This window comes from Aphanothece stagnina RSMan2012, from assembly GCF_046764815.1.
Lineage (GTDB): Bacteria > Cyanobacteriota > Cyanobacteriia > PCC-6307 > Cyanobiaceae > NIES-981.
In genome coordinates this window covers 59,360-78,563 of record NZ_JBKOUC010000007.1, presented here as the reverse complement: position 1 = coordinate 78,563, position 19,204 = coordinate 59,360, and the positions used below count along the sequence as shown (strand labels likewise).

At 70.8% G+C, this 19,204-nt stretch carries 21 protein-coding genes; 11 read left to right on the top strand and 10 right to left on the bottom strand.

From position 1 onward, the window contains the following. The first annotated feature begins 2 nt into the window (after positions 1–2). The 5 genes from fabZ (at position 3) to ACLNEE_RS06420 (ending at position 3,565) form a co-directional block, all read left to right on the top strand. Complete coding sequence (gene fabZ / locus ACLNEE_RS06440; protein WP_411421743.1) at positions 3–476, top strand: 3-hydroxyacyl-ACP dehydratase FabZ; 474 nt, start codon at positions 3–5, stop codon at positions 474–476. Continuing rightward, the gene (gene lpxA / locus ACLNEE_RS06435; protein ID WP_411421671.1) at positions 476–1,282 is read left to right on the top strand and encodes an acyl-ACP--UDP-N-acetylglucosamine O-acyltransferase; all 807 of its coding nucleotides are present in this window, start codon (positions 476–478) and stop codon (positions 1,280–1,282) included. The genes fabZ and lpxA overlap by 1 nt, the downstream gene beginning before the upstream one ends. Further along, on the top strand, positions 1,282–2,469 hold the full coding sequence (gene lpxB / locus ACLNEE_RS06430) for a lipid-A-disaccharide synthase (protein ID WP_411421672.1): 1,188 nt from the start codon (positions 1,282–1,284) through the stop codon (positions 2,467–2,469). The genes lpxA and lpxB overlap by 1 nt, the downstream gene beginning before the upstream one ends. Next, the gene (gene msrA, locus ACLNEE_RS06425) at positions 2,466–3,182 is read left to right on the top strand and encodes a peptide-methionine (S)-S-oxide reductase MsrA (protein WP_411421673.1); all 717 of its coding nucleotides are present in this window, start codon (positions 2,466–2,468) and stop codon (positions 3,180–3,182) included. Before lpxB ends, msrA begins: the two co-directional genes overlap by 4 nt. Before the next feature lie 176 nt (positions 3,183–3,358). After that, positions 3,359–3,565 carry a hypothetical protein gene (locus ACLNEE_RS06420; protein ID WP_411421674.1) on the top strand — a complete coding sequence of 69 codons (207 nt, stop codon included), beginning with the start codon at positions 3,359–3,361 and terminating at the stop codon, positions 3,563–3,565. A gap of 92 nt (positions 3,566–3,657) precedes the next feature. Here the strand turns inward: ACLNEE_RS06420 and ACLNEE_RS06415 are convergent, their stop codons facing one another. Genes ACLNEE_RS06415 through ACLNEE_RS06395 form a run of 5 tightly spaced genes read right to left on the bottom strand, consistent with a single transcriptional unit; the run spans position 3,658 to position 7,605 of the window. After that, positions 3,658–3,912, bottom strand: a complete 255-nt coding sequence (locus tag ACLNEE_RS06415) for a hypothetical protein (protein ID WP_411421675.1) — start codon at positions 3,910–3,912, stop codon at positions 3,658–3,660. A 30-nt stretch (positions 3,913–3,942) separates the two neighbouring features. Continuing rightward, positions 3,943–5,460, bottom strand: a complete 1,518-nt coding sequence (locus ACLNEE_RS06410) for a leucyl aminopeptidase (protein WP_411421676.1) — start codon at positions 5,458–5,460, stop codon at positions 3,943–3,945. Between the two features lie 34 nt (positions 5,461–5,494). After that, positions 5,495–6,124, bottom strand: a complete 630-nt coding sequence (locus ACLNEE_RS06405; RefSeq protein ID WP_411421677.1) for a hypothetical protein — start codon at positions 6,122–6,124, stop codon at positions 5,495–5,497. A 3-nt stretch (positions 6,125–6,127) separates the two neighbouring features. Continuing rightward, positions 6,128–6,859 carry a hypothetical protein gene (locus tag ACLNEE_RS06400; RefSeq protein ID WP_412006910.1) on the bottom strand — a complete coding sequence of 244 codons (732 nt, stop codon included), beginning with the start codon at positions 6,857–6,859 and terminating at the stop codon, positions 6,128–6,130. Between the two features lie 44 nt (positions 6,860–6,903). Beyond that, positions 6,904–7,605 (bottom strand): LuxR C-terminal-related transcriptional regulator, encoded by a 702-nt coding sequence (locus ACLNEE_RS06395; RefSeq protein ID WP_411421679.1) that lies wholly within the window; start codon positions 7,603–7,605, stop codon positions 6,904–6,906. A 147-nt stretch (positions 7,606–7,752) separates the two neighbouring features. Between ACLNEE_RS06395 and ACLNEE_RS06390 the strand changes: the two genes are divergently transcribed. The 4 genes from ACLNEE_RS06390 to ACLNEE_RS06375 are packed head-to-tail and all read left to right on the top strand — an operon-like array spanning position 7,753 to position 11,568. Next, the gene (locus tag ACLNEE_RS06390; RefSeq protein WP_411421680.1) at positions 7,753–8,076 is read left to right on the top strand and encodes a DUF1825 family protein; all 324 of its coding nucleotides are present in this window, start codon (positions 7,753–7,755) and stop codon (positions 8,074–8,076) included. Between the two features lie 55 nt (positions 8,077–8,131). Next, positions 8,132–9,409, top strand: coding sequence for a tyrosine--tRNA ligase (gene tyrS / locus ACLNEE_RS06385; RefSeq protein ID WP_411421681.1), 1,278 nt, complete (start codon positions 8,132–8,134; stop codon positions 9,407–9,409). Positions 9,410–9,468: 59 nt separating this feature from the next. Continuing rightward, entirely contained in the window at positions 9,469–10,206 is a 738-nt protein-coding gene (gene pyrF, locus ACLNEE_RS06380) for an orotidine-5'-phosphate decarboxylase (RefSeq protein ID WP_411421682.1), read from the top strand. A gap of 15 nt (positions 10,207–10,221) precedes the next feature. Further along, the gene (locus tag ACLNEE_RS06375) at positions 10,222–11,568 is read left to right on the top strand and encodes a 1-acyl-sn-glycerol-3-phosphate acyltransferase (RefSeq protein ID WP_411421683.1); all 1,347 of its coding nucleotides are present in this window, start codon (positions 10,222–10,224) and stop codon (positions 11,566–11,568) included. A 36-nt stretch (positions 11,569–11,604) separates the two neighbouring features. On the opposite strand, the gene ACLNEE_RS06370 is transcribed toward ACLNEE_RS06375, so the two are convergent. From ACLNEE_RS06370 to hpf, 5 genes are read right to left on the bottom strand one after another with little or no spacing between them, the layout of a single operon-like run. Next, entirely contained in the window at positions 11,605–12,885 is a 1,281-nt protein-coding gene (locus ACLNEE_RS06370) for a glycosyltransferase family 4 protein (protein WP_412006909.1), read from the bottom strand. A 27-nt stretch (positions 12,886–12,912) separates the two neighbouring features. After that, complete coding sequence (locus tag ACLNEE_RS06365; RefSeq protein WP_411421685.1) at positions 12,913–14,319, bottom strand: MFS transporter; 1,407 nt, start codon at positions 14,317–14,319, stop codon at positions 12,913–12,915. Beyond that, positions 14,316–15,110 (bottom strand): DNA repair protein RecO, encoded by a 795-nt coding sequence (gene recO / locus ACLNEE_RS06360; protein WP_411421686.1) that lies wholly within the window; start codon positions 15,108–15,110, stop codon positions 14,316–14,318. Before recO ends, ACLNEE_RS06365 begins: the two co-directional genes overlap by 4 nt. Positions 15,111–15,117: 7 nt before the next feature. After that, positions 15,118–15,792 carry a deoxyribose-phosphate aldolase gene (deoC, locus tag ACLNEE_RS06355; RefSeq protein WP_411421687.1) on the bottom strand — a complete coding sequence of 225 codons (675 nt, stop codon included), beginning with the start codon at positions 15,790–15,792 and terminating at the stop codon, positions 15,118–15,120. Then, on the bottom strand, positions 15,789–16,376 hold the full coding sequence (gene hpf / locus ACLNEE_RS06350; protein ID WP_411421688.1) for a ribosome hibernation-promoting factor, HPF/YfiA family: 588 nt from the start codon (positions 16,374–16,376) through the stop codon (positions 15,789–15,791). Before hpf ends, deoC begins: the two co-directional genes overlap by 4 nt. Before the next feature lie 54 nt (positions 16,377–16,430). Here hpf and lipB point away from each other — a divergent pair, with 54 nt between their 5' ends. Then, the gene (gene lipB / locus ACLNEE_RS06345) at positions 16,431–17,111 is read left to right on the top strand and encodes a lipoyl(octanoyl) transferase LipB (RefSeq protein WP_411421689.1); all 681 of its coding nucleotides are present in this window, start codon (positions 16,431–16,433) and stop codon (positions 17,109–17,111) included. Between the two features lie 2 nt (positions 17,112–17,113). Then, positions 17,114–19,108 (top strand): AMP-binding protein, encoded by a 1,995-nt coding sequence (locus tag ACLNEE_RS06340; RefSeq protein WP_411421690.1) that lies wholly within the window; start codon positions 17,114–17,116, stop codon positions 19,106–19,108. Positions 19,109–19,204: the final 96 nt, after the last annotated feature.

Genomic DNA, 19,204 nt, shown 5'->3' with positions numbered 1-19,204 from the left:
CCTTGTCCGCCTCCTCCTCCCCGGCTCCTGCCAGCTCCCCGGGCATCGTGCTCCATGCGGAGCAGATCCAGGGTCTCCTGCCCCACCGCTATCCCTTCGCTCTGGTGGATCGGGTGATCGCCCACGAGCCTGGCAAGCGCGCGGTGGCGATCAAGAATGTCACCTTCAATGAGCCCCAGTTCCAGGGGCATTTCCCCGGCCGCCCCCTGATGCCCGGGGTGCTGATCGTCGAGGCGATGGCCCAGGTGGGGGGGCTGATCGTCACCCAGATGCCCGATCTGCCCAAGGGGCTCTTCGTGTTTGCCGGGATCGACGGGGTGCGCTTTCGTCGTCCCGTCGTACCCGGGGATCAGCTGCTGATCAGCTGCGAACTGCTGAGCCTCAAGCGCAAGCGTTTCGGCAAGGTGGCGGCCGAGGCCACGGTGGATGGGGAGCTGGCCTGCTCCGGCGAACTGATGTTTTCGCTGGTGGACTGATGGCCACCATGATCCATCCCACTGCGGTGGTCGATCCGCGGGCCGAACTGGCGGAGGGCGTGGAGGTCGGGCCCTACGCGGTGATCGGTCCGCAGGTGCGGGTCGGCAGCGGCAGCCGCATCGGCCCCCATGTGGTGATCGACGGACGGGTGAGGATCGGGCGGGACAACCGCATCTTTCCCGGTGCCTGCATCGGACTCGAACCCCAGGATCTCAAGTACACCGGTGATCCCACCGAGGTGGTGATCGGTGATGGCAACACCATCCGCGAATGCGTCACCATCAACCGTGCCACCACCGACCACCAGCAGACCAGGGTGGGTGACGGCAACCTGCTGATGGCCTACAGCCACCTCGGCCACAACTGCGATCTGGGGGATCGGATCGTGATCGCCAACGGTGTCGCCGTGGCCGGCCACGTGGTGATCGGTGACCGGGCGGTGATCGGCGGCGTGCTCGGCATCCACCAGTTCGTTCAGATCGGCACCCTGGCGATGGTGGGGGGCATGAGCCGGATCGAACGGGATGTGCCGCCCTTCTGCCTGGTGGAAGGCCATCCGTCCCGCGTGCGGGCCCTGAACAAGATCGGGCTGCGCCGCAGCGGCCTCATGGACCTCGACGACGGTCGCCAGTCCGAGGATCTCAGGCGGGCCTGGACCCTGCTCTACCGCCGAGGCCTGACCCTGGCCGAGGCCCTCGGCCAGCTCAGGGCCGAGCCCCTGACGGCTGCCGCTGAGACCCTGGTGGCCTTTCTGGAAGGATCCTTGCAGCCCTCGCGCCGGGGTCCGATCCCCGGAGCGCGCTGATGCTGCGCTTGCTGGTCAGCACGGGCGAGGTGTCCGGCGATCTGCAGGGGGCCCTGCTGGTGGAGGCCCTCCATCAGGAGGCCCGCCGGCGCGGGCTCGAACTCCAGGTGGTGGCCCTCGGTGGGGAGCGCATGGAACGGGCGGGAGCGGAACTGCTGGCGAACACCACCCGCATGGGGGCGATCGGCCTGCTGGAGGCGATCCCCTTCGTGCTGCCCACGCTGCGGCTGCAGCGGCGGCTCAGGCGCTGGTTCCGCGGAGCCGCTCCCGACGGTGTGGTGCTGATCGACTACATGGGGCCCAACGTCAATCTGGGGCTGCGACTGAAGCGCAAGTTCCCCGAGGTTCCGGTCACCTACTACATCGCTCCCCAGGAATGGGCCTTCAAGTTCGGGGATGAGGGGCGCACCAATCTGATCCGCTTCACCAACCAGATCCTGGCGATCTTCCAGGAGGAGGCCCGCTACTACGGCTGTCGCGGGGCGAATGTCACCTATGTCGGCCATCCCCTGCTCGACACGGTGGGCGATCCGCCGAGTCGTCGCGAGGCCCGGGCGGAACTCGGCCTGGCCGATGATGCGCCGGTGCTGCTCCTGATGCCCGCCTCCAGACGGCAGGAACTGCGCTACATGCTCCCCCAGATCGTCGCGGCGGCGGCGGAGCTCCAGCGCGCCCAGCCGGATCTGCAGGTGGTGGTGCCCGCCGGACTCTCGGGCTTCGAGGCCCAGATCACCCGTCAGCTGGACAAGGCCGGTGTGCGTGCGCTGGTGATCTCCGCCGTGGACGCCGACAGGCTCAAGCCGGCCCTCTGCGCCGCCGCCGATCTCGCCCTGGCCAAGTCCGGCACCGTGAACCTGGAACTGGCCCTGCGAGGGGTTCCCCAGGTCGTGGTCTACCGGGTCAGTGCGGCCACGGCCTTCGTGGCCCGTCACATCCTCCGCTTCAGCGTGCCGCACATCTCGCCGGTGAATCTGGTGCTGGGGGAACGGCTCGTGCCGGAACTCCTGCAGGCCGACCTCACCCCCGAGGCGATCGTGCGGGAGGCCAAGCCCCTGCTCCAGGCGGGGAGCGCCGCCCACGCCACCATGCTGGAGGGCTACCGCCGGCTGCGCTCGGAGCTGGGGGAGCCCGGCGTCACCCAGCGGGCGGCGGCGGCCATCCTCGACCAGGTGCTGGCCCCCTCATGAGGGCGCCACCCTGCCGGGCGGGGAGCCGCCTGCCGGACAGAGGCCCCCTGCGGGCTTGGGCCGCCACCCTTCGGCACGGCCTGCTCATCCTCGGCCTGATCGCCCTGCTCACGCTGGCACCGTTGTCGGCCGCGGCGGCGCCGCTCCAGGAAGCGGTGTTCGCCGGGGGGTGTTTCTGGTGTCTGGAACACGATCTCGAGGTGCAGTCCGGCGTGGTGGAGGCGATCAGCGGCTACAGCGGCGGACGGTTGGAGCGCCCGACCTACGCCCAGGTGTCGGCTGGCGGTACCGGCCATCAGGAGGCTGTGCTGGTGCGTTTCGACCCGGCGCAGCTCAGTTACGCCGCCCTGCTGCGCCACTACTGGCGCCAGATCGATCCCCTCGACGCGGGCGGGCAGTTCTGCGACCGGGGAGACTCCTACCGACCGGTGATCTTTCCCCGCGGCTCCGAGCAGGAGCTCCAGGCCCGCCAGAGCCTTGAGTCGGCGGCCTCTGAGCTGGCTGTTCCGGTCTCAGCCCTGAAGGTCGCCATCCAACCCCTGGATCGGTTCTGGCCCGCCGAGGGCTACCACCAGAACTACGCCGAGCGCCAGGCCATCCAGTACACCTACTACCGATGGGCCTGCGGCCGTGACCGCCGTCTGGATGCGGTCTGGGGGCCGCGGGCCCGCTCCGGCGTCCCCTGGACGGCGGGGCCTGCGCCCGGACCATGACCCGATCCTGACCGGCGGGTGGCCCTGCGGCTGGTCAGGGCGGGGGAGATGCGGCGCAGCCCCGGTCCTTCAACGGCGGAACGGCCGTTCGGAACGATTGCGGCAACTGGCGCTGGGGCCTACCCAGATCGGTCCGGGGGCCTTACCGTGATCCCTGCAGCTGAGCAGAGCCCTGTATGTATCTGCTGACCATCCGAGAAGGTCTGCAGACCCGGCACATCGGGCCCTACGGCAGTCCCAAGCAGGCGGCCGACGATCTGGATCGTCTGCTGCCCCTGTGCGGCGACCGCGCCCGCTGGCAGATCCATGCCCTGGAGTCGCCGGCGGATCTCCAGGACCAGCTGGACGGTGGAGACGACCGTCAGAGTCCTGTCGCAGCCTGAGGGAGGTTGCCCCTCCAGCGCGGTGCGATCGTGCCTCCAGCGCTCAAGGCTTCAGCCCTGCGCCTGGCCGGCAGCCCGCACCACCTCTGGCTTCAGGGTTGGCGCGGGTAGCCCCGCAGCAAGCCACTCTCGATCATCAGGCCCACCCCGGCATTGATCAGGATCAGCCCGAAGGTGCCGTACCAGAACCACGGCCCCGGGTTGTTCATCCCCTCCACCCGTCCTGAGGCGGCCAGAACCTGGATGCCCTTGCGGATCACCGCTTCGCCGAACAGGCACAGGCCGGCCGGCAGGAGGAGCACCCCGAGCTGGGCCTTGACGTACCAGCGAATCTTCTTGACGGCCATCGGCTCCAGCCTCGGGTCTCTCGCCCAAACCTAGGTGTCGGCCTTCAGCGGAGCGCCGCCGCAGACCCACTGCACCAGGGTCCTGACGCCGAAGCCCGTGGCGCCCGCCGGATCGACCCCCCGACCCTTGTCGCTCCATACGGTTCCGGCGATGTCCAGGTGGGCCCAGGGCAATCCCTTGGTCACGAAGTCCTGCAGGAACAGGGCGGCGGTGATCGAACCACCCGGCCGGGGACCGGTGTTCTTCAGGTCGGCGTAGCTGCTTTTCAGCCCCTTCTTGTAGGAGGGTCGCAGGGGCATGCGCCAGAGGTCTTCGCCGCCGGACCGTCCGGCATCCACCAGCGCCTGGGCCAGCTGGTCATGGTTGGACCAGAGGCCGGCCATCTCCTCGCCCAGGGCGATCACGCAGGCGCCGGTGAGGGTGGCCAGATCGACAATCGCGTCAGGCTCGAGTCTGCAGGCGTAGACGAGCGCATCCGCCAGGGTGAGCCGACCTTCGGCGTCGGTGTTGTTGATCTCGATCGTCTTGCCGTTGGAGGCCGTGACGATGTCCCCGGGGTGGACGGCACCACCGCTGATCATGTTTTCGCAGCTGGCAACGATCACATGCACTTCCACGCCCGCCGGTCGCAGCTGGCCGATGGCCCGGGCGGCGCCCAGCACGGCGGCGCTGCCCCCCATGTCGTATTTCATCATCTCGATCTGGGACCCGGCCGTCTTGAGGTTGTAGCCCCCGGAGTCGAAGGTGAGGCCCTTGCCCACCAGGGCGACCCTTCGGCTGGCGACGCCCTCGGGCCTGTAGATGAGGTGGATGAACTTGGGGGGCAGATCGGATCCCTGGGCCACCCCCAGGTAGGCACCCATGCCCAGGGCCTCGCAGTCGGCGCGCTCCAGCACCTTGAGATCGAGGCCATGGGCTGCGGCGATCGCCGCGGCCGTGTCCGCCAGGTGCTGGGGGGTGGCCACGTTGGGCGGAGCCGCCACCAGCTGGCGGGCCAGTTCCACTCCGGCACAGGTGGCATCCACCGAGGCCAGGGCGCCGGCCGCGGCGGCGGGCAGGCCGATCAGGCTCACCCGGTCGGGCTGCGGTTTCGGCTGGGGCTCACCCTTGAAGCGCTGGTCGTCGTAGAGGCCCAGGCGCACGGCCTCCGCCATGGCGCGGGCGGCCAGGCCCGCTTCAAGGCCCTCGACCGGCAGGGCCAGACCCAGATGGCTGGCACCGCTGGCGGCCGCGGCCCGTGCGGCTACCGCCGCGGCCTGCTGGACCACGGCCAGATCGCAGTCCGCCGCTCCGCCGAGGCCGACCAGGATGAGCGTCTGGGGCGCCTCGCCCAGCCGCTCGAAGCTGACACACTCCCCCGGCTTGGCCAGGAAGCGGCGGCGCTCCAGGCTGGGCCACAGGCTGGCACCGAGGGCGGACTCCAGGGTCGCTCGGACGGGGTGAACCGGCCCGGCCTCGTCGGCGCTGAACAGGCCGATCGCCAGACAGTCGCCCGCCCATCCAGCCAGGCAGCTGCTCAGGGAATCAGCGATGCAACGAAACTCCATGGGCCGGCCGATCGAAACGTGATCGTAGCCAGCGTCAGGGGTCGTCTCCGGCGGTGAATGGCGTCGCCCAGCGCTGCCGGGTCTCCTTGTTGAACGGCGGCAGCCAGCGGCGGATCAGCGCCTGCTCGAGGGCCCGGCGGGGCCGGACGGCCTGGGGGGCATCCAGCCAGAAGCGAATGCTCAGCTGGCCGCTGAGCTGGGCCTTCGCCAGGGCTTCGCTGTAGGCCGCCAGGTAGTGCTTGCAGTCGTGCTCCCCTTTCCAGCGCTGGGCTGCCTGGCCGGTTTCGCCCACATAGAGCAGCAGGTCCGCCGCCAGGACCGGGCAGTGATCGGTCACGAAATAGAGGGCCGCCCCCCGTTGCGGCGCCCTGGGCCATCGCCAGAAGGACAGCGACTGGGCCTGCAGGAGCAGGGGATTGAGCTGGGCCCCTGCCTGCTCGGCATCCACCGGCTCCTCCCGCGGGTGGGGCCGCCCCTGGAGGCCCGCGTCGAACAGGCTGGGCTGCAGACTCCCCGATCCGCCACCGGCGAACAGGGGCCCCTGGTGGTCCGCCAGGCGCCGTTGCCAGTCGAGCAGCTGGTGGGCCAGCAGGGGCAGGCTCTCCCCACCCGGAGGGAACTGGGCGAGCCTGGTGCTGGGGAAGAGTTCGCCCTGCCTGGCCATGGCCTACTCCCGGCGGGCGGGGGGAAGCACCGGGCCTGGGGGGCAGGTGCTGAACTGCACCCGGCCGAGCCAGCCCTCCACCATCGGGACCGGCAGCTGCAGGCGCCGCTGGAGGTCCGCCAGATCCTGGAAGGGGCGACGGCCGCGTTCACGCCGCAGGCGATCGGCCTGCGCGGGGGTCAGCCCGAGGTCGGCCAGCTGGGCCGGGCTGGCCTGGTTCAGATCGATCCGCGGGCGGGGCTCCCGGGCCGGAGGCGGTTCGCTGTACCAGCGGAACTCCAGGATGGGCCGCCAGGCTTCGATGCGCTCCGGCGGCCAGTCGAGCGCCCGGTGCAGGTCCTCGGGACCGCTCAGCTGCACGCCGCAGTCCTGCAGCCGCAGCAGCAGATCCACCTGGTCCCTGGTGATGCCCGGCAGGCGCAGCCAGTCGGCCGCCGTGGCGCGGTTCACATCCAGCCGCCAGCCCAGGGCTGCCGCGTGGCGGACCTCCTGGGCATCCTGGAGGCCCAGGGCGGGGTTCTGGCGCAGCTTCAGCGCCAGCAGCTCCCGTTCCACCGTGTCGTCCGGGTCATCCCAGGCTTGCTGGGGGGTGGGATCCCCGGGCTTCGGGAGGGTGCCGTCAGGCCTGCCATCGGCCCTCGGGCCGGATGGCTCCGGGGGAGGCGAAGGGGGGATCTGGCCCGTGGCCACGAGCAGTTGGCGAGCCAGCGGATCCAGCCAGTGGCGGCGGGCCATGGGTGGATGGAAACCAGGACTCAGGGCCGAACCTAGCGAGGCGATCAGGGATCGGGCCATTCGATCAGATCCCAGCACAGCCCCAGCACCGCGGCATGGGTGCGGTCCCGGGCCGGAAGCTTGCGCATCACGTGCCGCAGATGGGTCTTCACCGTGTCGGGGGAGACATGCAGCGCCTGGCCGATGGCACTGTTGCTGTTGCCCCGCGCCACCAGGGTGAGCACGTCGCGCTCCCGTGCGGTGAGGGTCTCGAGCGGCGCACAGTCGCGGTGGACGTTCCGGAAGGCGGGGCGCAGCTGGCGGTCGACGTAGATGCCGCCACCGCTGACCGCATGCAGGGCCGCCAGCGCGGCCCCCTGCCCCAACCGCGATTCCGGCAGCACCCCTTCGCATCCGGCGGCGATGGCGGCCTGGATGCGCTGATGCCGCTGCTCCCGGCTCACCACCAGCAGCGTCTGCAGGCTGGGCCAGCGGGCCTTCAGGTCGATCACGAGGCTGATGCCATCACCCTGCTCGAGCACATCGCTCGCGACCACCAGGGTGGGGCTGAGCCGTTCCACCAGGCCGATCCCCTCGGCGGCGGTGGTTGCGGCCCCGACGACCCGGCTGGAGCTCTGGGCTCCTCCCACAAAGACACTGAGGGCCACCCGGTTGGCGGTGCAGAGCACCAGCCGGGCATCGTGCAGCAGGCCACCGATCTGCCGGCCACGGTCCCGCATGCCATCGAGGAGAGGGGTGTAGTCCACGCCAGGCCAGTGGCCCCAACGCCTCCATGCTGCTGAGCGAAGCCGGGCGTGTCACCGCTCTGTCGGGATTACGCCAATCCGCACTCCCCAGGGCGTGATGGAGTCCTCACAATTGGTGGATCGCAGCACTGTGCCGGTTGGTTGCCGATGGCCTTCTTCGATTCCGAGATCGTCCAGGACGAGGCCAAGCGGCTGTTCCTCGACTACCAGCAGCTGATGGAACTCGGTGGGGAGTACGGGAAGTTCGATCGGGAGGGGAAGAAGCTCTACATCGAGCGGATGGAGGAAATGATGGAGCGCTACCGGGTCTTCATGAAGCGCTTCGAGCTCTCCGAGGATTTCCAGGCCAAGCTCACGGTGGAGCAGCTGCGCACCCAGCTCGGCCAGTTCGGCCTGACCCCCGAGACGATGTTCGATCAGATGCACCGCACCCTGGAGCGGATGAAGGGCCAGCTCGAGGCCCAGCCCTGACGGGCCCCCGCTGCGTACGATCCGCCACTGAGCTGGGTGCCCACGGGAGGAGCTGATGGCAGACGGCGGATGGAATCTGCCCTCCTGGATCGAGCGCGGCGTAGCGGACCTCTTCCCGGCCCCCTCCGGGCCGGGATCGGATGGCCCCGAAGCCACCGATGGATCCCTGGCGCACCGCCTGCGGGAGGCCGAGCAGGCCGGCCGGCCGCTGCGGGTGAAGCTGGGCATCGACCCGACCGGCGCTGACATCCATCTGGGCCACTCGATCCTGTTCCGCAAGCTGCGGGCCTTTCAGGACGCCGGACACACCGCCGTGCTGATCATCGGCGACTTCACCGCCCGCATCGGCGATCCCAGCGGCAAGAGTGCCACGCGGGTTCAGCTGAGCGCCGCCGCGGTGGAGGCCAATGCCGAGACCTACCTGTTGCAGCTGGGTCTGGGCCAGCCGAAGGAGCGCTCCCTGATCGACTTCGAAACCCCGGGTCGCCTCGAGGTGCGCCGCAACAGCGAGTGGCTGGCGGGCCTGGCGCTGCCGGAGGTGATCGGCCTGCTGGCCACGTCCACCGTCGGCCAGATGCTGGCCAAGGAGGATTTCTCCCGCCGCTACGGTTCCGGCACCCCGATCTCGCTGCACGAGTTCCTCTATCCCCTGTTGCAGGGCTACGACTCGGTGGCCATCCAGGCCGATCTGGAGCTGGGGGGCACGGACCAGAAGTTCAATGTGGCGATGGGCCGCGATCTCCAGCGCCACTTCGCGCAGAGGCCCCAGTTCGGCATGCTGCTGCCGATCCTGCCCGGGCTGGATGGCGTGCAGAAGATGAGCAAGAGCCTCGGCAACACCGTGGGCCTCTCGGAGGATCCCCTGTCGATGTATTCCAAGCTCGAGAAGGTCCCGGACCAGGCCGTGGAGGAGTACCTGACCCTGCTCACGGACCTCGATCCGCAAGCCCTGCCGGCCAATCCCCGCGAGCGGCAGAAGGCGATGGCCCTCGACATCACCCGGCAGCGCCATGGTCTGGAAGCTGCCCGGCAGGCCCAGCACGACGCGGCCTCCCTGGTGGCCGGAGCGGCCGGGCAGGGTGCCGCCACCGCGGAGGTGCCCGAGGTCTCCCTCAGCGGCGTGAACTTTCCCGCCAAGGCCTTCTACCTGCTCAGTGCCCTCAACCTCTGTTCCAGCAGCAGTGAAGCGCGCCGCCAGATCCAGGGCGGCGCGGTGAAACTGGATGGTGTGCGGCTTGCCGACCCCAACCAGCAGTTCGCGGTCTCCAGTGAGCTGGCGGGCAAGGTGCTGCAGCTCGGCAAGAAGACCTTCCGCCGCCTGGTGCTCGGCTGAACTCCTGGACCTGCCTAGGGTTCGCCGTAGTGCTGCCCGTGCCGGTGGTCCCGGACTCCATGCTTGCCGAACCCATCCAGGCCCCACCGTCCCCGGCCGACGCCATCATCGTCGCCCTCGATGGCATGGACCCCGAGGCGGCCTGTCGCTTGGCGCGCGCGCTGCCCGAGCTGCGCTGGGTGAAGGTGGGCCTGGAGCTGTTCGTCGCCGCGGGCCCCGGGATCGTGAGCCGCCTGCAGGAGCTCGGTCTGCAGGTGTTCCTGGATCTGAAGTTCCACGACATTCCCGCCACCATGGCGGGAGCCTGCCGCAGTGCCGCCCGGCTGGGCGCCCGGATGATCACGGTGCATGCGGCCGCGGGGGGCCGGGCCCTGGCGGCGGCCCAGGCGGCGGCGGTGGACGCGGCGCAGGAAGCGGATCTGCCCGTGCCCACCCTGCTGGCGGTGACGGTGCTCACCAGCTGGGAGGCCGATTCCTTCGCGGCGGAGCTGGCGATCGGGGAGCCCCTGGAGCACTACGTGCCGCGGCTGGCCGCTCTGGCCGCCGCCGCCGGCATCGCCGGTGCCGTGTGCTCACCCCACGAGGTCAGCTCGCTGCGGGCCGCCCATCCGGCCCCCTTCACGCTCGTCACCCCGGGCATCCGGCCGGCGGGTTCGGCGGCCGGCGACCAGCGCCGGGTGCTCACCCCTGCCCAGGCGATCGCCGCCGGAGCGAGCCATCTGGTGATCGGCCGGCCGATCACGGCCTCACCTGACCCCGCGGCCGCCTTTGCCGCCTGCTGTGCCGAGCTGGCCTGACCGGAGCCATCGCCCATGCCCAGACTCACGCTTCAGGGCGCCGGCCCATCCCTGGCCTTCGTGCCGCCCGCCTACACCCCCTGGCTCCGGCGGGCCATCAGCCTGCTGATTCCGCTGTTGCTGCGCCGCAGAGGCGTGCAGCAGGTCCGCCCGGAGGGGGTGGAGGATCTGGCCCGGCTCTATGCCGCCCAGCAGCAGGGTCGGATCCGGCTGCTGGTGGCTTTCCGGCATCCCAGCACCCGCGATCCCCTGCTGATGGCCTGGCTCCTCTGGCATGCCCTGCCGCGGGCCGCCCGGCGGATCGGACTGGAGCTGCGCCGTCCGGTGCACTGCCAGTTTCTCTACGACCGGGGCATTCCCCTCTGGGCCGGTGCCCTGGTGGGCTGGGTCCTGAGCCATCTGGGGGGCATTGCGATCCAGCGGGGCAAACTCGATCGGCAGGCCCTGCGCGCCGCCCGCGACCTGGCGGTCCACGGGCCCTTCCCCCTGGCGATCGCGCCGGAGGGGGCCACCAACGACCACGGCGAGCTGATCAGTCCCCTCGAACCCGGTCTGGCCCAGATGGCCTTCTGGGCCTGTGAGGACCTGGAGGCCGAGGGCCGCGAGGAACGGGTGATGGTCGTGCCCCTCGGTCTGCGCTATGGCCTGCGGCGGCCCGACTGGACCAGGATCGACCGGTTTCTGGCCCTTTTGGAGGGACGCCTGGGCCTCGAGGCCAAGCCGGCGGCCGCGAGTGACGGTTCAGAGGCGCGCTATGGGCGGTTTCTGGCGGTGGCCGAAGGGCTGCTGATCGCCCTGGAAGGGTTCTATGGGCGGGCCCATGGGCTGGTCCTGGAGCCGACCGGCACGTTTCAGGACCGCCTGACCTCGTTGCGGCATCGGGTCCTGGAGATGGCCGAGCGGCCCTTCGGCCTCCGCTCCCAGGGAAGCCTCCAGGACCGTTGCCGTCGCATCGAGCAGGCCGCCTGGGAGCGGATGTACCGCGCCGATCTGGACGCCCTCTCGCCGGTGGACCGGAGTCTGGCGGACTGGACCGCGGCTGAGGCGGCCCTGGCTCTGGGCCACATGCGGCTGGTCGAACCCTTCGCCGCCATCAGCGGCACCTACGTGGCCGCCAAGCCCAGCCCCGACCGCTATGCCGAGCTGCTTCAGATTCTCTGGCGGGCCGTGGTCTGGATCGAGGGGCGCCCGGAGGACCCGCCGCCGGATCTGGGGCCGCTCCAGGCGCGCATCCGGCTGGGAACGCCGATCGATGTGACGGCCCGCCGGGGGGACTACCGCCGCGACCGGCGTCGGGCCGTCGAGGACCTGACGACAGCCGTCGGCCGCGGCCTGGAGGAGGCCATCGCCGACCCGGCGTGAGCGTCACACCCCCGGGGCCGCCGGCGCTGGGTGGTTTCAGGCGGCCAGATGGCCCTGGCCGACCACCTCGGCGTAGAGGCGTTCGAGGGCGTCGATGTTCCCCTCGAGGGTGTAGCGCTCCAGGACCCGGCCGCGGGCCCGTCGGCCCAGTTCGGCAGTGAGGACCGGCTGATCCCGCAGCACCGGCAGCAGGGTGCGCAGCTGGGTGGTCACCCCCTGGGTGCTGATCACGATGCCGGCGCCACCGTTCAGCACCTCCCCATCGGCCCCGGCGTCGGTGGCGACACAGGCCGTGCCGCTGGCCATGGCCTCCAGCAGGGCGAGGGACAGGCCTTCCACCAGGGACGGCAGCAGGAACACCTCCGCCAGTTGCTGCAGCGCCACCCGCATCGGCAGGCTGGGCTCGTAGCCCCACCACACCACATCCGGCTCGTCGTGGTTGCCCTGGAGGGCAGAACGCAGGGGGCCGTCGCCGACGATCAGCAGCACACAGCCGCTGGGGCGCACCAGCCGCCAGGCCTTCAGCAGGGCCTCCACATTCTTCTCGGTGGCAACACGCCCCATGTACAGGAACACCCGCCGGCCCATGAAACGCCGGCGCAGCTCGCAGAGTTCCGGCGAGGGGTCCTCGGTGGCAGGCCGCCAGGTGCTGGTGTCGACCCCATTGGGGATGACCGCCAGCCGCTCCGGCCCCACACCCAGGCGGATCAGCACCTCAGCCTGCAGCTCGGAGAACACGATGACCCGGTCGAAGCGGGCCAGGGAGGGGGCATAGAGCTGGTAGGTGAGCTGCTGGGTGCCGGCGGTGAGGTTGCGCAGGCTGGCGTCGAAGGCGGGATGAAAGGTGGCGACGAGGGGAAGGCCCAGCTGCTGGCAGAGGTCCGGCAGGCGGAAGTCCAGGGGGGAGAGGGTGAGGCTGGCGTGCACCAGGTCGGGGCGCAGCCGCTCGAGGGATTCCCTCAGCTCCCGTTGCGCTCCCGGTGAGGGAATCGTGTACACCTGGGATTTGACCAGGTAGGGGAGGGAGACTTCCGGTCCCGGGCTGTCCAGATCGGCGATCCCCAGGGCCGGCGGGGCTCCGCCGGCGGGGCTGCTGCTCAGCTCCAGCGGGGGGGAGGCCAGGAGGGGGCCGCCCCTGTCCCGTTGGCGTCCCTCAGCCCCCCGGCGGGTCAGCGGTCGCTCCGGGCCGGGTCGCGTGTCGAAGTGGATGAAGCTGATGCCATGGCCCCGGAGCCGCAGGGCATGGGTCGTGGTGAGGCCGTAGGTGACGTTGCCGCAGAAGGGGGATTTCTTGCCCAGCCAGGCAATGTGGGTCACCCGGGCTCGCTCGTCCGTCCCCACAAACTAACAGCGTCGCCAGGGCCGCTCCACGATGGCCGCCAGCAGGGCGATGGCCGCCAGGGTCCAGAGGACCGGCAGCAGCCCCCAGCGGCTGACGACCGCACCGGCCAGCACCAGCGGCAGGCTGAGCGCGATGTTGATCAGGTTGTTCTGGAGACCGAACACCTTGCCCCGCAGCTCCTCCGGGGTGTCCTCCTGAATCGTGGTCTGGGCGGGGATGGCCAGCAGTGCCGCTCCGACGCCCAGCACCCCGCAGAGCAGCAGGGTGAAGGTGAGACTGCCGCGCAGCTGGCCCAGCAGCAGCAGGCTCCAGCCGATCAGGCCGAGGCCGGCGGAGGCCAGCACACGCCGGTTGAGCCCCTGACCGAGCTGGGCGACGGCGAGCGCGCCGACCGCCAGACCCAGGCCACTCATCGCCAGCAGGGTGCCGAAGCGGGTCGGCCCCAGCCCGCTGACCGCTGAGGCCAGGCTGATCGCGAGCACATAGAGGGCGGCCAGCAGGCTGTAGAGCAGGACGAGCTGGAGCATGGCGCTGGCCACCCGCGGGCGCTCGCGCAGGACGGCGATGCCTTCGCGGATCTCCTCCAAGACCGAGCTGCGACTGGTGGGTCGTGGCTGCTCCCGCGCCTGGATGCGGGCGATCGAAAGGGCGGCGAAGCCGTAGCAGGCCGGCAACAGCAGGAATTCACCCCCCGGGATCCCCAGGGCTCCGAGGCCGGAGCGCAGCAGGCGCAGGATCGGATCACCGAGCGCAAAGCCCACGATCGTGGCGGCCATGCTGGTGGCCTGGTAGAGCGAGTTGGCCGCCAGCAGGTGCTGGGCGGGCATCAGCTGGGGGATCAGGGCCTGCTCGGCCGGGGCGAAGAACTGGGTCAGCACCGATTCGAGGAAGGTCATCCCCACGAGCCCCCAGTAGCCCCAGCTGAGCCCGAACCACTCCGGCCCCTCCAGCAGACAGAGCGGTGCCAGCAGCACCAGGGCAGCCCGCAGTCCGTTCGAGGCCACCATCACGGTGCGCTTCGGCCAGCGGTCGGCCCACACCCCGGCCACGGTCCCCAGCAGCATCGCCGGCAGGGTGTTGGCCACGTAGATCCCGGTGGCCAGCAAGGTGATCATCTGGGCCCGGGTCTCGGGCAGGTTCACCCGGATCGCCGAAGCGGCCTCGGCCAGGGCCGGATTGGCCTCCGGTGTGCCCTGCACCCAGGTCTGGGCGATCAGGAACACCATCAGCACGATGTAGAACTTGTCGGCCAGCTGGGAGAAGATCTGCCCCAGCCAGAGCAGCCGGAAGTCGGGGAGTTCCAGGACGGCCTGAAGGCCGCTCGACGCTCCCGGACCGATGCCACTGCCGTGGGGATTCCCTTGGGGACTGCCGTTCAACCTGGGCCGGGGACGACGGGGGCCGCTCATGATCGCGCAGCCCCGGATTCCAGCCCCAGCCGCAGCAGGCGGAAGGAGCGGGGCCGCCTCGCCAGGTGCTCGCCGCACCAGCACTCGATCAGGTCCAGGAGATGCAGCCAGACAGGCTGCGGTCCCATCAGCTGGCCGTCCTGGCGGCGCGGCAGCGATGGGCGCACCAGGCGCTGCAGCAGGGCCAGCTCAGAGGCATTCAGCACCACGCGGGCACCCGGCACCGCCCCGATGGCGATCCCTTCGCTGGGCAGCACACTGCAGCGCCAGGTCCAGTTCCCCAGGGGTGGATCCAGCCGCTCGCCGCTGCGGCAGCACTGCCCCAGGGGAAGGGCATAGCCCCCCAGGGCGAGCAGGTGAACCGAGCCCTGCACGGCCAGGGCCAGCACCTCCAGGCTCTCGCCCTTGTCCCGGACCACCTCCTCCAGGCGCCCGAGCTGCATCAGCACGTCCGCGAGCATGCCCGGTGCGGGGGACTGGCTGGGAACCAGGGCCAGGCAGAGTTCGGCCAGGGCCTGGGCTGCTGCCAGGGCGTCCAGCCGGCCGGCCAGGCCGCTGTAGTTGCGCAGCACCTTGAGCTGGCGCACCCGCAGCAGGTCGCCCCGGCCGCCCACCTGCAGGCGCAGATGGGCCAGGGGAACCGCGGCCGCCAGGCTGCTGCGGGGCTTGCGGGCGCCGGGAACGGCGAGGCGGACCAGGCCGGCCTGCTCACTCAGGAGGGTGAGCAGGCGATCGCTCTCGCCCAGGGGCCTGCTGCTGAGGGCCAGGCCTTCCAGTGAGGTCTCGGGCACCGGCGGATCAGTCCTTCAGGGCCTGCATCAGGCTCACGCCGCGGCTGGTGCCGAGGCGTGTGGCGCCGGCCTCCACCAGGGCGAACGCCTGCTCCACGGCGGTGATGCCCCCGGAGGCCTTCACCCCCGCCCGGCCCCGGGCCAGGTCCCGCACCCGGCCCACCTGGTCCACCCCCACGGGCGGACCGAAGCCGCTGCCGGTCTTGAGGAAGCGGGCCCCGGCGTCGATGCTGATTTCCACCAGCAGTTCCAGAGCCTCGGGCTCGAGGCGCGCCACCTCCAGGATCACCTTCACCGGCAGGCCCAGTTCGCAGATCCCAGCCAGGTCGTCCAGCACGGTCTGGCCATCCCGGTCGGCCAGGGCCCCGAAGTCAGGCACCACATCCAGTTCGTCCGCACCCGCCGCGGCTGCGGCTTCCGCCTCCGCCCGCTTCACCGCCGCCGGCACGGCCCCGAAGGGAAAGCCCACCACCGCCACCAGTCGGGGAGAAGCGCCGCGACCGCTGCCCGTCACGGGCAGCCGCTGCCGCGCCGTGGCCACCCAGCGGGAGGCCACGCACACCCCGGCGAAGCCGAAGTGGCGGGCCTCATCGCAGCAGCGGTGGATGGCCTCATGGCCCTGGTGGGGATCCAGCAGGGCATGGTCGATCAGAGGAGCCAGTTCCGGAAGGTCGCGGCTCACGCGTCCTTGGGTTGGATCACCCCGAACCCACCGTGGTTGCGGTGGTAGACGACCTGGATCTGGCCAGTCTCGGCGTCGCGGAAGACGAAGAAGTCGTGATCGATCATCTCCAGCTGGTGCAGGGCCTCATCCAGGCTCATCGGCGCCATCTCGAAGTACTTCCGCCGCACCCCACGGCTGGGCAGCTCGGGTTCCTTGCCGTCGGTGAGGCTGCTGCCGGGGGGCGGCAGCGAAGCGGCGCCTGCCTCCTCGTCGCGGGCCGAGCGATGCACCGGGCCCTGGCTCCGCTCGTGGATGCGCTCCTTGTAGCGGTTGAGCTGGCGGGTCAGCTTGCTGGCCACCAGGTCAATGCTGGCGTAGAGATTGTCGCTGCGCTCCTGCGCGCGGATCACCGTTCCGTTGGCGAACATCGTGACCTCGGCGATCTGCTGGGGCACCCGTGGGTTCCGAGCCACCGACAGGTGCACATCAGCTTCTTTCACCATCCCCTCGAAGTGGTTGATGGCGCGGGTGAGTTTGGTTTCGGTGTACTCCCGGATGGCCGGGGTCACCTCAAGATTGCGGCCATGGATCAGCAGTTTCATCAGATGGCAGCCGCCTCCGTTGCTCTGGTGACCCAACGCTAGGAAGGCTTGCCGATGGTCCCCCAGCTCGATGCAATCCTTTTTGAAGCGCACCGACCGGTGCCCTTCGAGGACGCCTGGACGGCGCAGCGGCAGCTGCAGCAGCGCCTGCTGACCAGCCCCGACGGGCCGGAGGCCGTGCTGCTGCTGGAACACGAACCCTGCTACACCCTCGGCCGCGGCGCTTCGGAAGCCTTCCTGCGCTTCGACCCCGCAGCCCCGCCCCTGCCTCTCCACCGCATCGACCGCGGTGGCGAGGTGACCCACCATGCCCCCGGTCAACTGGTGCTCTACCCGGTGCTGAACCTGCAGCGGCACGGCGCCGATCTGCACCTCTACCTGCGCCGGCTGGAGCAGGTGGTGATCGATCTGCTGGCCGGGCTGGACCTGCAGGGCGAACGGGTCGCCGGTCTGACCGGGGTGTGGCTGGACGGCCGCAAGCTGGCCGCCATCGGCGTGGGGGCGCGCCGCTGGATCAGCCAGCACGGGCTGGCTCTGAATGTGGAGATCGATCTGGCGGGTTTCGCCGCCGTGGTGCCCTGCGGCATCGCCGACCGTCCGGTGGGGAGGCTGGTGGACGCCAGCCCGGCCCTGACCACCAACGCCCTGCGCCAACCCCTCCTGGAGACCTTTGCCCGGCACTTCCAGCTGAATCTGCGCCCCCCTTCCGCCCAGGAACGGCTCGAGGGGTGGTAACCGTGGGCAGCCGCTGCGTCACCGCCGTGTCGCCCGTTCGCGCCCCTGGGGCCCCAGTCGCCGAGATCCACTGGAGCGGAACCCCCCAGGACCGGGAGGCCCTGGCCCTCCGCACCGACTGGGGGCACCTCAACGGCATCTGGGCCCTGTGGGGTCATCTGGATCGCCTCTACGCCGAGGCCCCGGCCCTGGAGGCCCCGCACGCCCATCCGCCGGTCAGCCTGAGTTTTCGGGAGCTGCATCAGGGCATCGAACGGCTCGCCGCCGCCTTCGCGGCCCTCGGGGTGCAGCCGGGCGACGTGGTGGCGCTCTTCGCTGAGAACGGCCCTCGCTGGCTCCTGGCTGACCAGGGGCTGATGCGCTGCGGTGCAGCCGATGCGGTGCGGGGCAGCGGGGCACCTGGAGAGGAACTCACCTACATCCTCGAGGATTCCGGCGCCATCGCTCTGGTGGTGGAGTCCGCCGCCCTGCTGGAGAAGCTCGGGCTCGGAGCGGAGCAGCGGGCCCGGCTGCGTTTCGTGGCGGTGCTGGAGGGGGACCCGGGCCCGGATGACTCCGGACTCCCCTGCTTCAGCTGGCAGGCCCTGCTGGAACGGGGCAAGGCGGCCCTCGCGGCCGGTGACGCCGCACCGGCCCCGCCGGCGGATCCGGCCGCCCTGGCCACGATCCTCTACACCTCCGGCACGACCGGCCAGCCCAAGGGCGTTCCGCTCAGCCACGCCAATCTGCTGCACCAGCTGCGCCACCTGGGGGTGGCGGTCACCCCGCACCCCGGGGAACGGGTCGTGAGTGTGCTCCCCATCTGGCATTCCTACGAACGCAGTGCCGAATATTTCCTGCTGGCCTGCGGCTGCCAGCAGACCTACACCACCCTCAAGAAGCTCCGCTCCGATCTGCAGCGGGTCCGTCCCCACTACCTGATCAGCGTGCCGCGGCTGTGGGAAGCCCTGCAGTCGGGCTTCGAGGACGCCCTCGCCGGGATGTCCCCGTCCCGCCAGCGCCTGCTGCGGGTCGCCCTGGGCAACAGCCGGGCCCACGCCCTGGCCCGTCGCCGCGCCCGCGACCTGACCCTCGAGCATGCGTCACGGCCCACACGGATCGCGGCGGCGGCCGAGGCCCTGCTGCGCTGGCCGTTGCACGCCCTGGCCGGCCGGCTGCTGTGGCCCAAGCTGCGCGGCCAGCTCGTGGGCGGACGGCTCCGCACCGCCATCAGCGGTGGTGGTGCCCTGGCGCTCTCCGTCGATGGCTTCTTCGAGGCCATCGGCATCGAGCTGCTGGTGGGGTACGGCCTCACCGAGACCAGCCCGGTGCTCACCTGCCGGCGCCCCTGGGCCAACCGCCGCGGCAGCGCCGGCCAGCCCCTGCCGGGCACCGCCATCCGCATCGCCGATCCCGAGACCCATCAACCCCTGCCTGCCGGCGAGAAGGGCCTGGTGCTGGCCCGGGGCCCCCAGGTGATGGCGGGCTACTGGGGCAAGCCCGAGGCCACGGCGCGGGTGCTCGATGCCGAGGGTTGGTTCGACACCGGTGACCTGGGCCGCCTGCTGGATGACGGCTCCCTGGTGCTCACCGGCCGTGCCAAGGACACGATCGTGCTGAGCAGCGGAGAGAACATCGAGCCCGGTCCCCTGGAGGATGCTCTGGTGGCCAGTCCCCTGGTGGAGCAGGTGATGCTGGTGGGCCAGGATCGCAAGCAGCTCGGTGCCCTGGTGGTGCCGCGGCCGGAAGCCCTGGTGGCCTTCGCCGAACGTGCCGGCCTGGCCTGGTCGGAGCGCGAGCCCCCCCAGCCGGCCCTGCTGCGTGCCCTCACCCGCGCCTGCAACCGGCTGCTGGAGGAGCGCCCGGGTTCCCGGCCCGACGAGCGCCTCGGGGGGGTGGCGATCGTGGAGCCGTTCACCATCGAGAACGGCCTGCTCACCCAGACCCTGAAGCAGCGCCGCGACCGGATCGCGGACCGCGATGCCGCGGCGATCGAGAGCCTCTACGGGACCCCCTGATGGGCCCCGCAGCGGGCCGCTGTCTTCGGGGTGACGGGTGCGGCCAACCGTCGGTTGACCACGGCCGGCCCCCCTGACAGCCTGGGCGCTGCAGCG

What these genes read in the sequence shown, in the direction of transcription:
- ACLNEE_RS06405 (WP_411421677.1), bottom strand. Translation starts at nt 6,124, where the DNA reads ATGGCCAGGCAGGGCGAACTCTTCCCCAGCACCAGGCTCGCCCAGTTC.
- tyrS (WP_411421681.1), top strand. Translation starts at nt 8,132, where the DNA reads ATGGCAGACGGCGGATGGAATCTGCCCTCCTGGATCGAGCGCGGCGTA.
- msrA (WP_411421673.1), top strand. Translation starts at nt 2,466, where the DNA reads ATGAGGGCGCCACCCTGCCGGGCGGGGAGCCGCCTGCCGGACAGAGGC.
- lpxA (WP_411421671.1), top strand. Translation starts at nt 476, where the DNA reads ATGGCCACCATGATCCATCCCACTGCGGTGGTCGATCCGCGGGCCGAA.
- lpxB (WP_411421672.1), top strand. Translation starts at nt 1,282, where the DNA reads ATGCTGCGCTTGCTGGTCAGCACGGGCGAGGTGTCCGGCGATCTGCAG.
- ACLNEE_RS06375 (WP_411421683.1), top strand. Translation starts at nt 10,222, where the DNA reads ATGCCCAGACTCACGCTTCAGGGCGCCGGCCCATCCCTGGCCTTCGTG.
- ACLNEE_RS06420 (WP_411421674.1), top strand. Translation starts at nt 3,359, where the DNA reads ATGTATCTGCTGACCATCCGAGAAGGTCTGCAGACCCGGCACATCGGG.
- hpf (WP_411421688.1), bottom strand. Translation starts at nt 16,376, where the DNA reads ATGAAACTGCTGATCCATGGCCGCAATCTTGAGGTGACCCCGGCCATC.
- pyrF (WP_411421682.1), top strand. Translation starts at nt 9,469, where the DNA reads ATGCTTGCCGAACCCATCCAGGCCCCACCGTCCCCGGCCGACGCCATC.
- ACLNEE_RS06365 (WP_411421685.1), bottom strand. Translation starts at nt 14,319, where the DNA reads ATGAGCGGCCCCCGTCGTCCCCGGCCCAGGTTGAACGGCAGTCCCCAA.
- ACLNEE_RS06400 (WP_412006910.1), bottom strand. Translation starts at nt 6,859, where the DNA reads ATGGCCCGCCGCCACTGGCTGGATCCGCTGGCTCGCCAACTGCTCGTG.
- ACLNEE_RS06410 (WP_411421676.1), bottom strand. Translation starts at nt 5,460, where the DNA reads ATGGAGTTTCGTTGCATCGCTGATTCCCTGAGCAGCTGCCTGGCTGGA.
- ACLNEE_RS06390 (WP_411421680.1), top strand. Translation starts at nt 7,753, where the DNA reads ATGGCCTTCTTCGATTCCGAGATCGTCCAGGACGAGGCCAAGCGGCTG.
- ACLNEE_RS06415 (WP_411421675.1), bottom strand. Translation starts at nt 3,912, where the DNA reads ATGGCCGTCAAGAAGATTCGCTGGTACGTCAAGGCCCAGCTCGGGGTG.
- lipB (WP_411421689.1), top strand. Translation starts at nt 16,431, where the DNA reads ATGGTCCCCCAGCTCGATGCAATCCTTTTTGAAGCGCACCGACCGGTG.